General features: G+C 66.5%; 10 protein-coding genes. 3 read left to right on the top strand and 7 right to left on the bottom strand.

What is annotated here, in order from left to right:
* Positions 1-33: 33 nt before the first annotated feature.
* Positions 34-1,263 (bottom strand): FAD-dependent oxidoreductase, encoded by a 1,230-nt coding sequence (locus HWX62_RS03485; RefSeq protein WP_175929843.1) that lies wholly within the window; start codon positions 1,261-1,263, stop codon positions 34-36.
* A gap of 231 nt (positions 1,264-1,494) precedes the next feature.
* Between HWX62_RS03485 and HWX62_RS03480 the strand changes: the two genes are divergently transcribed.
* The gene (locus tag HWX62_RS03480) at positions 1,495-2,907 is read left to right on the top strand and encodes a PLP-dependent aminotransferase family protein (RefSeq protein ID WP_175929844.1); all 1,413 of its coding nucleotides are present in this window, start codon (positions 1,495-1,497) and stop codon (positions 2,905-2,907) included.
* A gap of 10 nt (positions 2,908-2,917) precedes the next feature.
* On the opposite strand, the gene HWX62_RS03475 is transcribed toward HWX62_RS03480, so the two are convergent.
* The gene (locus HWX62_RS03475) at positions 2,918-5,092 is read right to left on the bottom strand and encodes a DUF4132 domain-containing protein (protein WP_175929845.1); all 2,175 of its coding nucleotides are present in this window, start codon (positions 5,090-5,092) and stop codon (positions 2,918-2,920) included.
* Positions 5,093-5,656: 564 nt separating this feature from the next.
* On the opposite strand from HWX62_RS03475, the gene HWX62_RS03470 reads away from it, so the two are divergent.
* A complete protein-coding gene (locus tag HWX62_RS03470; protein WP_175929846.1) occupies positions 5,657-7,081 on the top strand; it encodes a PLP-dependent aminotransferase family protein in 1,425 nt (474 codons plus the stop codon).
* Positions 7,082-7,303: 222 nt separating this feature from the next.
* Here the strand turns inward: HWX62_RS03470 and HWX62_RS03465 are convergent, their stop codons facing one another.
* On the bottom strand, positions 7,304-7,912 hold the full coding sequence (locus HWX62_RS03465; RefSeq protein WP_175929847.1) for a short chain dehydrogenase: 609 nt from the start codon (positions 7,910-7,912) through the stop codon (positions 7,304-7,306).
* Positions 7,913-8,019: 107 nt separating this feature from the next.
* On the opposite strand from HWX62_RS03465, the gene HWX62_RS03460 reads away from it, so the two are divergent.
* On the top strand, positions 8,020-8,931 hold the full coding sequence (locus HWX62_RS03460; RefSeq protein ID WP_175929848.1) for a LysR family transcriptional regulator: 912 nt from the start codon (positions 8,020-8,022) through the stop codon (positions 8,929-8,931).
* Positions 8,932-9,163: 232 nt separating this feature from the next.
* Here HWX62_RS03460 and HWX62_RS03455 read toward each other — a convergent pair whose 3' ends face one another.
* The 4 genes from HWX62_RS03455 to moaA form a co-directional block, all read right to left on the bottom strand.
* Entirely contained in the window at positions 9,164-9,730 is a 567-nt protein-coding gene (locus HWX62_RS03455; RefSeq protein WP_080289195.1) for a nucleotidyltransferase family protein, read from the bottom strand.
* Positions 9,731-9,952: 222 nt separating this feature from the next.
* Positions 9,953-10,210 (bottom strand): molybdopterin converting factor subunit 1, encoded by a 258-nt coding sequence (moaD, locus tag HWX62_RS03450; RefSeq protein WP_175929849.1) that lies wholly within the window; start codon positions 10,208-10,210, stop codon positions 9,953-9,955.
* Between the two features lie 51 nt (positions 10,211-10,261).
* The gene (locus HWX62_RS03445) at positions 10,262-10,834 is read right to left on the bottom strand and encodes a molybdenum cofactor biosynthesis protein MoaE (protein ID WP_175929850.1); all 573 of its coding nucleotides are present in this window, start codon (positions 10,832-10,834) and stop codon (positions 10,262-10,264) included.
* A gap of 47 nt (positions 10,835-10,881) precedes the next feature.
* Complete coding sequence (moaA, locus tag HWX62_RS03440; protein ID WP_175929851.1) at positions 10,882-12,003, bottom strand: GTP 3',8-cyclase MoaA; 1,122 nt, start codon at positions 12,001-12,003, stop codon at positions 10,882-10,884.
* Positions 12,004-12,104: the final 101 nt, after the last annotated feature.

Genomic DNA, 12,104 nt, shown 5'->3' with positions numbered 1-12,104 from the left:
CTTCTCCTTCAGGGGTGGAAATCGTGGCGCGCGTCAGAATCGCGCGGCCCGGTACGGCGTGAGGTCGAGCGACGGTGCGCGTTCGGCGACGAGGTCGGCGACGATCTGCCCTGTGATGCCGGCGAGCGTCACGCCGAGATGCTGATGACCGAATGCGTGGATCACGCGCGCGCTGTCGCGGGCGCGGCCGATGACGGGCACGCCGTCGGGCAGCGTCGGCCGGAACCCGAGCCAACTGCGCGTCGGCGTGCCGAGCGACGGCACGGCTTCGCGCGCGGAGCGCGTGAGCAACGCGACCAGTGACGGATTCATCGGCGCGTCGAAGCCGCCGAGTTCGACCGTGCCGGCCGCGCGCAGCCCTTCGTCGAGCGGCGTCATGTAGAAACCACGCTCGGCCCAGCCGACCGGCCGCGTGACGATCGGCTCGTGCACGCCGAACTGCACGTGATAGCCGCGTTCGGTGTCGAGCGGCACCGCGTCGCCGCACGCCGCGGCGAATTCGCGCGAGCGGGCGCCCGCGGCGACGACGACGTGATCGAACGCGCGCACCGTGCCGTCCGCGTGTACGTTCACGCGGTCGCCGGCGGGGGCGATCCGTTCGACGCGCGCGCGTTCGAGCGTCGCGCCGGCGACGGCGAGCTGCGCGAACAATTCGCCGAGAAACCCGTGCGGATCGGAGAAATACCAGCTGCCGACGAACAGCACGCCGCGCGAGAAGATCGGCGCGAGCGCGGGCTCGAGCCGGCGGATCGCGCTTGCATCGAGCGTCTCGAACGGCACGCCGAGCCGGCGCCGTAGCGCGAGCGACGGCTGCGCGGCGTCGAACGACGCCTGCCGCGCGTACAGGTACAGGCATTCGCGCGGCCGCACGAACGCCGCGAGCCGCGACGGCGCGAGCAGCGGCGCATAGCCGTCGGCGGCGCGCGACAGCAGCGCGGCCAGCGCACTCGCGCTGCGTGCGTGCCGCGCGGGCGTCGACGCGAGCAGGAAGCGCGCGAGCCAGGGCGCGCCGTGCAGCAGGTACGGCCAGCGAATGCGCAGCGGGCTGTCGGCGGCGAACAGGAAGTGCGGCAGGTTGCGGAACACCGACGGGCCGTTCACCGGCACGCAACCGTACGGCGCGAACGTCGCGGCATTGCCGAACGACGCGCCCTGGCCGACGCCGGCCGGATCGAACAGCGTCACGCGATGCCCGTCGCGTTGCAGCCATGCCGCCGCGCCAAGCCCGATGAAGCCTGCACCCACGATGGCGACGTTCGCCATGACGCTTCCCCTCCGGTGGACGTGATACACACAAAGTTGCAATCAAGAATCACACAGTAATTTTTTGTGTGCAATCAAAATAGTATTGTGTGGCGCTGGCGTTTACCCGATTTCAACCTGCTGATTCAGCAGACTTTTCGGTCCATGATTGACGGGGCAGGGAGGTCATATACAATCGCTGTGCAAGCCAAAACGGCAGACAAACGCTTTTTGTGTGGTCATGGGCGACAGATGGCATCAGACAAACTTTCCGGCGAGCGCGACGGCGGCCTGCCAGTACAGGCGAAGCGGCCGACCTACGTCGAGGTCTCCAGCTCGATCGAGGCGGAAATCCGCAACGGCGTGTATCCGCCCGGCAGCCGCCTGCCGCCGCAACGCCAGCTCGCGACCGAGCTCGGCATCAACGTGTCGACGGTGTCGCGCGCGTACAAGGAATTGCAGCTGCGCGGCCTCGTGATCGGCAGCAAGCGTCGCGGCTCGCTCGTCACCGGCGGGGCGATGCCGAGCATCGAGCCGGCCCGCGCATCGCTGGCGGCCGGCAACGGCGTGATCGACCTGACCGTGAACCGTCCGGCAACCGGCGAATTTCTCGCGAGCCTCGCGCAGACGTTCGGCACGCTGCCGAACGACCCGCGGTTTGCCGCGCTGCAGGAATACCAGCCGCCGCAAGGCCCCGACTGGGCGCGTGCGGCCGGCGCGCAGTGGCTGGCCGCGCCGGGCTTCGCGCCGTCGCGCGACCAGGTAGTCGTCACGAGCGGCGCGCAGCACGGGCTGTATGCGGTGCTCAACAGCCTGATCGGCACCGACGGCGTGATCGTCGCCGACCGCCTCACGTATTACGGCCTCAAGGCGCTCGCGCCGGTGTTCCAGTTCGAGATCGTCAGCGCGCCGGCCGACGACGACGGCCTGCTGCCCGACGAGATCGAGCGGATCTGCCAGCGCATGCCCGTCAAGGCGATCTTCGTCGTGCCGAACCTCCAGAACCCGACCGTGACGACGATGAGCCTCGCGCGCCGGATGGCGCTCGTCGACATCGCGCGGCGCCATCACGTGACGATCATCGAGGACGACGTGTACGGCCCGCTCGTGCGCGACCGGCTGCCGGCCATCGCGGGGCTGTGCCCGGAGCTGACGTTCCATATCGGCGCGACATCGAAGATCCTCGCGCCGGGGCTGCGCCTCGGCTACCTGAGCTGTCCGCGCGACAGCGTCGCGCTGTGCGCGGAAGCCGTGCGCACCACCGCGTGGATGCCGGCGCCCACGTCGATGCTGATTGCGACGGTGTGGATCGAGAACGGCACCGCCGAGCGGATCATGGCCGCGCAGCTTGCCGAGATTCGCGCGCGCGTCGATCTCGCGCGGGAACTGCTGCCGGCCGGGCAACTGAAGTCCGATCCCGCCTGCATGTTCGTGTGGTTGCGGCTGCCGCCGCCGTGGCGTGCCGACGACTTCGCCGCGAATGCGAAGGCGCGCGGCGTGATCGTGATGCCGTCGTCGACCTTCGCGGTCGACCGCGCGGAAATCGAGCATGGCGTGCGCATCAACCTCGCGTGCCCGGCTACGCGCGACGAGCTCGTCAACGGGTTGCGCATCCTGTCCGGCACGCTGAAGGACCGGCCGCGCGCGCTGTTCGGTTCGATCTGACGGCGCCCGCTCAGTCGAGCAACCCCGCGACGACGTCGACGATCCGCTGCAGCAGCGCTTCGTCGTACGGCAGCCACGGCACCGCGCGCAACGGCGACGGCGGCGGCGCGATCGCAGGTTCGACCGGTTCGCCGTCGCGTGTCACGCGGCCGGTCGCGCAATGCACCGACCACGCGCCGACGCGCACATGGCGTTCGTCGATCGTGATCCTCCCTTGCGCAACCGGTTCGGCGAACACGAGCGACAGCACATGCCTGCGATGTCGCGCCATCACGCCCAGCGGCAGCTCCGACAACCGGTTCAGGCGCTGCCGGCGTTCCGTTTCGAGGTCGCGCTGGCGGGCCGGGTCCGTCGCCTCGGCAGCGGCCGCCGCCCGCGTGGCATCGTCGTCGAGCGCGAACGCGGACACGCTGACGAGCAGGTCGACCGCACGCGCGACTTCGGAGAACACGACCGGATCGATCTCGCCGATCGGCACTGGCGCCCAGCGCGCGCCGTGCCGGCGTTCGACGACCAGCCGGCGCGACGTCCCGTGGCTTTCCGAACCCGGATAGAGCCGCGCATCGACGACGAAGGTCGCGCGCACGTCGCCGAATTCGCGGACGAGCGCGTCGTCGTACGCGCGGATCGACCAGCCTTCGCGGCGCGCGACGCCGAGCAGCGGCCGGCTCGACAGCACGTGACCTTCGAACATCGCGGTATCGCTGGCCGACGCGTCGTCGTCGCTCGGCACGTAGTACTCGCGGAACGCCTGCCTGACCGGTTGCCGCAGCGACCGGCCGACGATCGCGCGCTGCCACGCGAGCCGTTCGTCCGCGTCGGCCAGCAGCGGGTGCCATAGCCGGATGGTGCAGTCGCTGGCGATCTCGCATGCGTGGCCGGCCGCATCGCGCAGCACGACCTTGTCTTTGGCGATGTCGGGCATGAACGACTGCGTCGCGCCATCGCTGCGACGCGCTTGCCAGATCATCCGCGCCGAGAACGCGGCGCCGGCCGGCGCATCGACGAGCCGCTCGCGCCATTCGGCGTGGCCGAGCGTCATCGGCTGCCAGAAGCCCGCTTCCATGCACGCGGCGAGCATCGCCGATTGTTTCTTGTCGGGTTTCGCGTCGAGCGTCATCCGCAGCGCGGTGTGCGGCCGCTCGCCGAGCGCGCGTTCGGCCGGCTTCAGGTTGCGCGCGAGTTTCTTTTGCACGCCCGCATGACGGACGACGGCCAGCGCGTCGCGCAGCGCGCGCACGCTCTCGGGTGTCGGGATCGTCTCGATCGCATGGCCGAGCGCGATCGCGAGCGACTGCGACGGCGCGGTTTTCGCGGCCGTCGGCGCGACGCACACGCCCGTCAGCAGCGGCCCGATCAGCGGGCGCAGCCATGCCTCGTCGCGATAGGCGGCAACCCGCGCGGCGCGTGAGAGCACCTGCGCGTCGTCGGTCGTGAACGCGCGATCGGCTTCGTAGGGCACGGTCCCGGCATGCAGCGCCGCGACCTGCCGCGCGGCTTCGGTCAACGCGTCGCGCGCGAAGGCGACGTACGCGGCTTCTTCCGCGAGCGTCACGGCCGGATCGCTGGAGTCGATCCACAGCCGCTTCGGCGCGAAATAGCCGCCGTCGGTCGCGGCCAGCGCGAGCAGCGCGGCCGGGCCGAGCGCCGGGAGCACGTCGAGTTCGCGCACGCGAAACGGCGAATCCGCGAGCAACTGCGCATACGCGGCGTGCCGCGCCGAGAAGTCGCGACGGCCCGCGAACCAGTCGAGCGCATACGCGGCATAGGCGGATGCCGCGCGCAATCCGCCTGCTTCCGGTTCGCCGGCGATCCGCGCGAGTTCGGCCTGCAGCGCCGGCGACGGCAGCGCATCGAGGCAGGGCAGATCCTCCAGCGCGCGTTTCCATTCGCCGGCCGGCATGGCGCGGAACAGCTCGAGTGCAGCATCGGCGCCGATGAGCGGCTCGAGGCCGAGCGCGTCGATCTGCCGGTGCAGCCAGCGCGCGAATTCGGCGCGTGGGTCGCCGAACGCCTGGTCGCGTACGAGGATCTCGTGCTCGACGCGCCGCAGCGCCGGCCACACGGCGCCGAGCGCGGGCGCGTCGAGCGCCGACAGGTCGATCGCCTCGTCGACGGAGCCCGCGTGGGCGGCCGGGTCGGTCAGCCGCGCGATCAGCAGTGCGACGAGGGCGTGGTCGATCATCGTGTGCTCCTGGGGCGGCTGGATTGTTCCGGCGCGATTTCTTCTGTACTGGTCGCCCGGCGCCGGGGCGCGCTTCCCGGGCCGGCGGGGTGTTCGAGCGTGTGCTGCATGGTCGGGCGCTCACCGTGAAAAAACTGGCGGACGCACAGTATTGCACCCCGATTGCCGCAGCCGCGCGCAGGCCCGTGCGGCGGGCGTTCCAGGCCGGTCGGGCCCGCTCGGCCCGCATCCGGCTGTCCAGCCATTTCATAAGACGTACAGTTTTCCTGAGATGCGCGATTCGCGCCGAACTGTACTCTTGTTCGCGCGTTCGATGTGTGTGCTCGTCGCCAACTGTTCTTCTCTTAAGATCCAATCATCAAGTGCACAGTGCCGCAGATCCCGCTATTCCGGAACCCTGCCGGCGCATCTTCAAGAGAGAGCCAGCGCGATGGAAAAGGCAAAACCGGAGGGAAAGATCAGGAATCACGACGGCCCGGTCCACGGGCGAAACGCGCGCAACACGTGCGTATTGGACGCACACGGCGGCGCGGTGCGGCCGCGTGCGCCAGCGGGAGACGCACGATGAAACTCTATGAAAAACTCGCGGACGACATCGAGCGCCTGATCCGCCAGGGCGTGTACCGGCACGGCGACCGGATTCCGTCGGTGCGGCAGGCGAGCCAGCAGCACCGGATCAGCATCACGACCGTGCTGCACGCGTATCTGCTGCTGGAAAGCCGCGGGCTGCTGGAGAGCCGGCCGCAGTCGGGCTATTTCGTGAACCTGCGGCGCGACGACGGCCACGCGCCGGTGCGCGAGCTGCGGCCGTCGAAGCCGATCGCGATCTCGTCGTCGGTGGACGTGAGCCGGCTCGTGCTGTCGACGTTGCGTTCGATCGGGACCGACGACGCGGTGCCGCTCGGCTCGCCGTATCCGGACCCGAGCCTGTTTCCGTTCGAAAAGCTGAACCGCTACGCGTACGCCGCCGGCCGCGACAAGTCGCTGTGGGGCGTGACGGACGGACTGCCGCCGGGTCATCCGCGGCTGATCCGGCAGATCGCGCGCCGGTACCTGGAAAACGGGATGTCGGTGGACCCGAACGAGATCATCGTGACGGTGGGCGCGACGGAGGCGATCAACCTGTGCCTGCAGGCGGTGGCGAAGCCGGGGGACACGATCGCGGTGGAATCGCCGACGTTCTACGCGATGCTGCACGCGATCGAGCGGATGGGGATGAAGGCGATCGAGGTGGCGACGCACCCGGAATACGGGATCGACATCGCGGCGCTGGCCGCGATCGCGAAGTCGCAGCCGATCGCCGCGTGCATGGTGATGCCGAATTTCCAGAACCCGCTGGGGTTCCAGATGCCGGACGAGCGCAAGCGCGAACTGGTCGAGTTCGCAACGAAGGCCGGCATGCCGATCATCGAGAACGGCGTGTACAACGAACTGTATTTCGGCGACACGCATCCGAGTTCGCTGAAATCCTACGACCGGACCGGGATCGTGCTGCATTGTTCGTCGTTCTCGAAGAGCCTGACGGCCGCGTACCGGATCGGCTGGGCGCTGCCCGGCCGCTATCGTGATCAGGTCGAGAAGCTGAAGTTCCTGAATACGCTCGCGACGCCGTCGTTGCCGCAGCTCGCGATCGCGGAGTTTCTCGAACGCGACGGCTACGAACATCATCTGCGGCGGATTCGCAAGGCGTATGCGCAGCAGGCGAACCTGATGCGGGCGATGGTGTCGCGGTTTTTCCCGGAGGGCACGCGCATTTCGACCCCGGCGGGTGGGTACGTGCTGTGGGTCGAGCTGCCGGCGCAGGTCGATGCGATGCGGCTGTACCAGCTTGCGCTGGAGCAGGGGATCACGATCGGCCCCGGCTACATGTTCTCGATCACGGACAACTACCGGAACTTCATCCGGTTGAACTACAGCAGCCCGTGGTCGCCGGAGATCGAGCAGGCGGTGATCACGGTCGGGAAGCTGGCAGGGGCGTGCATGCGGTGAACGGTGTTTGCGGTACGTTGTGTTTCGATGACAAAGCCGGCCTCGTGCCGGCTTTGTTTGGGTGCTTCGTGGATTTGCGTGGGTGTCGCTGGCCGACCCATTGCTGCCGGTCGCCGCTGCGTGACCCGTGTGGCGCGTTTCGCAAGTACGGCGGCCATTCACGGGCTGGATATCGGCTGTAACAGCAGCAGATGGGGCGAAAGTGCCGCGAGGTTTTTTACTTCAATGACCAACCCGATATACGCGGCCGGTATGCACGCCTTCCACGCTGCGTCGATAGGCCATCGCCACACGCGTCGCCGGCACGCCTTCGTAGCCGGGAAAGAACGGGCCAAACCGGTCCATGGATTCAATCAGCATGGTTGGACTAACGGCATTGATTCGGATGCCCCGGCGAAAATCGCATGCGGCGGCACGCACGAATCCTTCAATCCCGGCATTCGACGCTGCGGCATGGGAACCTTGAGCAATCGGATCATCGACAGCGATGCCGGAGGTCAGCGTAATCGAGCCGCCGTCGCTCAGGTAATGCTGACCAATCAACGCGACACGCACCTGACCGAGCAGCTTGTCTTGCAAGCCTCGATGGAAGTCGGCTGCTGTCATTTTCTCGATTGGAGCCAGAATGACATTGCCTGCGGCAACAACGATGGCATCGACGGAGCCGATTTGCTTGAACAGCGCGCTCACGCTGTCATCGCGAGCAATGTCAACTTGATGATCACCCCGGGTACGACCGACACGAATGACTTCGTGTTTGCCGTCACGCGCAAGCTCATCCACAACGGAACGACCAACGTCCCCACTGGCACCGATTACGACGATCTTCATAAAACACTCCTTTCCGAATTCAAATTGGAATGTCGCTATTCTTCCTCGAACCGAAAAACACATAAATGTGTTTAAATTTCCGATACTACTAAGCCACAGTTCGTAATATGGACAAATTGCGTTCCATGGAAACCTTCGTTGCAGTCGTGGAGAGAGGCAACTTCACCGAAGCAGCGAAGCACCTGGACATATCGGCGGTAATGGTCGGCAAATATGTGCGCGAGCTCGAAGAGCGTCTCGGTGCGCGCTTACTGGAGCGCACTACACGGCGCCAGAGTCTGACTGATGCCGGCCGCGTTTTTTACGAAGACGCAAAGCGCGCGCTCGAACACATGCGTATCGCCGAAACGTCGGTCGAGCGACTACGCGCGTCACCGTCCGGCACATTGCGTATCAGTGCGCCGATCACCTTCGGTGCCTGTGTCATCGCCCCACTGGCCGCGACTTTCCGGCATATGCATCCGCTCGTGCGTGTAGAACTGGAATTGAGCAATCGCAACGTCAACCTGATTGACGAGGGTTTTGATCTGGCCATCCGCATTGGTGAATTGGGCGATGCCGACCTGATTGCAAAGCCGTTGACCATGTATCGCATGGTGATCTGTGCATCGCCGGGCTATCTCGCTCAATACGGGCGTCCGGAGACGCCGCAGGATCTTAGCGTCCATCACTGCCTGTCTCATACGGTGTGGAATGGCCGTAGCGGCTGGAAGCTCAAGGATGGGGACGGCCTGCGCTTGGCGACAGAATCAGTGTTCGCGTGCAATGACGGCAACGCCTTGCGCATGGCTGCAATCGCTGGCGCGGGATTGTTGCTGCAACCGGAAGTCTTGGTAGCTCAGGATCTGGCAAATGGAACGTTGGTACAAGTACTGCAAGCCTACTCGCCCAATCCCCGCCCCGTCCACATCGTGTACCGACACGACCGGCGCCCCCTGCCGAAGCTCACCCAATTTGTTGCGCATCTGCTCGAGCACGTGCCGGAGCGGGAATCGTCCTCGCAAGCCTTTTCCACTTGATGCACGGGCGATTATGGTGGCTCCGCTTGGAAGCGCCTTCGAACACGACCCCGGCCTTCAAAGAGGCAACAGGCGATTGCACAAACAGGATAGGGTACAAGGTGTCCCAACGAGCGAATGATGGCTTGCCGACGGGGATCGGTCATGTGAACGTCCGACCGACGTCCCAGACGAAGGTCGCCTCATGGCCGACTTCGGTCGGTAACACGCCACTTCACTGCCGGCGACATTTCTAAACGATTATGGTCACACGGGGCCAGCGGTCCTTGTATCTTTTCTGCTGGACTCGCCGAAGATAAGTATCAATGCTGACACGCGCTGGATTGCGTCGTACCACCATGGAAAAAAGATCGTCGAGTCCGTATGGTGCGCAGACCTCTATTGTCCCGTCACTATGCAAAGTCAGTCCTACCGTCGTCGCGTACTCCGGCCACGACGCAACGGCTTGGGCCAGTGAACTGAAGGGGGACACAGGATGCCCAAAGGTGCTCTCAAACCAGAGATGAACAGCGGCCTGATTTGTGACCTCCCATGGAATTTCGGGACATGCCGCCGTGAGGCTGCGTTGGATTTCGGCATCGCGAATCGACGACAAATCGGACGCGTCGAAGTAGGCCAAATCGACATCGGCCAGGCGTGTCGGAGTCACATATCCGTGAAGTGAGTCCCAGACCAAATTGCGAATGGCTCCTGCGCCAATGCACCAGGATTTCAGGCCAAGCGCACCTGCCGCCGACAGCGCAGACATACACCAGGACGACTGTCGGGCAATTTCGATTAATCTTTCGTTGAGATTCATCGCGGATCTATGTGACCTAAACGGGCAGAACGACTGAGATTGTCACCAAATCCGGCCGCACCGTCGAGTGACGGACCTGGCCGACCGCCGGCGTTCCTCCCTGGCTGTCGCCGAGGAACTCGCGAAGAACCGTTGTTTTTCCAGACTGGCGCCGATGACCGCGTTCACGGTCGATACGCCGATCGAAACGACTGCATCGAAGCGCGCAGCCCCCGCGTCGCCTCATCCCCCCGTCACCGGCGGAAAGAACGCGACCTCGCTATCCTCGCGCACGACGAATTCCCCGGTCACCATTTCGAGGTTCACGGCTGCCCGCACGGGGCGGTCCATCCGCAGCGCCTCCGCGCTACGCGCGTCGCGTGCGGCCAGCGTGCCGCGCAGCGCGTCGACGGTGAGTTCGCGCGCATCGATCTCGACGGTTTCCTCGTCGAGCGCCAGTTGTTCGCGAATGCTCGCGAAATATTTGATCGTCAGCTTCATTGCGATGTCTCGAGCAGGAACGGCGGAATCGGAAAGCACGACGCGGAGGCGTCAGCCCCAGCGCCGCATCGCCAGGTCGTCGTGCGCCTTCGCCTCGACCCAGCCGGATTCGCCGTCGTGCCGGATCTCCTTCTTCCAGAACGGCGCATGGGTCTTCAGGAAATCCATCAGGAATTCGCACGCGTCGAACGCGGACGCGCGATGCGCGGCGGCCACCACGACCAGCACGACCGGCTGGCCGAGCGGAATGCGGCCGACGCGGTGCACGATCCTGACCGCTTCGAGCCGCCAGCGTGCGGTGGCCTCCTCGACGATGCTCCACAGCGCCTGCTCGGTCATCGTCGGATAGTGCTCGACTTCCAGCGCGACGACGTCGTCGACGTCGCCTTCCTTGCGCACGACCCCGAGAAAATTCACGACCGCGCCGACATTTGGGTTGCGAACGATCGGCGCAAGCTCCGCGCCCGCGTCGATCGGCGCATGCTGCACGCGCACTTCGAAGCCGGCGGCAATGGCGGGCGCCGATTCGGGGTGCGAATCGGTCGCGTCGACGGGCGGCGCGGCGCTGCCGGCACGCGGCGGATCGTCCGGCAGCCCGGCGCGGGATTCGGTGAAGGTCGTCATGACAGGTTCTCCAGTGGGCGGCGCATCCTGTATCGCGCGGCGGCGTGTCAGCCGCCGACGAGCGACATGCGCACGGTCGGATAGGTCTTGCCCGGCGCGCGGGCCGGCCGTGCGGCCCGGCGCTCGGAATAGCGGTCGTCGCGCTGCGTCCAGCGTGCGCGCACGGCGGCGGCGAGGTCGGCGGTCGACGCCGCATCGTCGAGCCACGGCCGCAGGTCGGTGCCTTGCGTCGCGAACAGGCACGTATACAGCTGGCCGTCGGCCGACACGCGGGCGCGCGAGCAGGTGCCGCAGAACGGATGCGACACGCTTGCGATGAAGCCGACTTCGCCCGCGCCATCGATGTGCGCGCAACGGATCGCGGTGGCGTCGTGCCCCGGCTCGCCGACGAGCACGAGCGGGTAGTGTTCGTCGATCAGCTCGCGCATCCGCGCGGCCGGCACGACCTTGTCGCCGGACCAGAAGCTGGCGCCGCCGACGTCCATGTATTCGATGAAACGCACGGCCACGCCCGTGTGCCGGAAGTGCCGCACGAGCGGCAGGATCTGGTCGTCGTTCACGCCGCGCTCGATCACCGCGTTGACCTTGACCGGCGCGAGCCCGGCCGCATGCGCGGCCTCGATGCCGGCCAGCACGCGCGACACGGGCACGTCGGCGTCGCTCATCCGGCGGAATACTGCGTCGTCGAGCGCGTCGAGGCTCACGGTCACGCGCGACAACCCCGCATCGCGCAACGTGCGTGCCTTTGCGGCGAGCAGCGAGCCGTTGGTCGTCAACGCGATTTCGACGGGCTTGCCGTCGACGGTCGTCAGTACGGCCAGTCGTTCGATCAGCGCTTCGAGGTTTCGGCGCAGCAGCGGCTCGCCGCCCGTGATGCGGATCTTCTCGACGCCGAGCGACGTGAAGGCGCGCGCGATCGTTTCCAGTTGCGCGAACGACAAGCGCTCGGACGACGGCATGAACGCGTAGTCGGCGCCGAAGCTCTCGCGCGGCATGCAGTAGCCGCAGCGGAAATTGCACTGGTCGATGACGGACAGGCGCAGGTCGTGCAGCGGGCGGCCGAGCGTGTCGGACGGGCGGGGGACAGCGCCGGGCGATACGCCGCCGGATGAGGCGGCGGCCGGCGCGGCGGAAACGATGGCATTCACGATCGGGTCGTCGGCCTGCATGAAGTAAGCGAAGAGGCGTCGCCGTTCGGCCGCGCGGGTGCCGACGTGTCGGCGTCCGGGTCGTGACGCGCCTCATCGTGAGCATAGTCCGCCGGGTTGGG

Origin of the sequence: Burkholderia sp. BCC0506 (assembly GCF_902833145.1) — a bacterium.
Lineage (GTDB): Bacteria > Pseudomonadota > Gammaproteobacteria > Burkholderiales > Burkholderiaceae > Burkholderia.
Note: the sequence above shows the minus strand (reverse complement) of the source record. Positions and strands in the feature narration are given on the sequence as shown.

Coding starts and splice junctions, on each gene's coding strand:
- HWX62_RS03455 (WP_080289195.1), bottom strand. CDS start 9,730: ATGAATCTCAACGAAAGATTAATCGAAATTGCCCGACAGTCGTCCTGG.
- HWX62_RS03480 (WP_175929844.1), top strand. CDS start 1,495: ATGGCATCAGACAAACTTTCCGGCGAGCGCGACGGCGGCCTGCCAGTA.
- HWX62_RS03445 (WP_175929850.1), bottom strand. CDS start 10,834: ATGACGACCTTCACCGAATCCCGCGCCGGGCTGCCGGACGATCCGCCG.
- HWX62_RS03460 (WP_175929848.1), top strand. CDS start 8,020: ATGGACAAATTGCGTTCCATGGAAACCTTCGTTGCAGTCGTGGAGAGA.
- moaA (WP_175929851.1), bottom strand. CDS start 12,003: ATGCAGGCCGACGACCCGATCGTGAATGCCATCGTTTCCGCCGCGCCG.
- moaD (WP_175929849.1), bottom strand. CDS start 10,210: ATGAAGCTGACGATCAAATATTTCGCGAGCATTCGCGAACAACTGGCG.
- HWX62_RS03485 (WP_175929843.1), bottom strand. CDS start 1,263: ATGGCGAACGTCGCCATCGTGGGTGCAGGCTTCATCGGGCTTGGCGCG.
- HWX62_RS03475 (WP_175929845.1), bottom strand. CDS start 5,092: ATGATCGACCACGCCCTCGTCGCACTGCTGATCGCGCGGCTGACCGAC.
- HWX62_RS03470 (WP_175929846.1), top strand. CDS start 5,657: ATGAAACTCTATGAAAAACTCGCGGACGACATCGAGCGCCTGATCCGC.
- HWX62_RS03465 (WP_175929847.1), bottom strand. CDS start 7,912: ATGAAGATCGTCGTAATCGGTGCCAGTGGGGACGTTGGTCGTTCCGTT.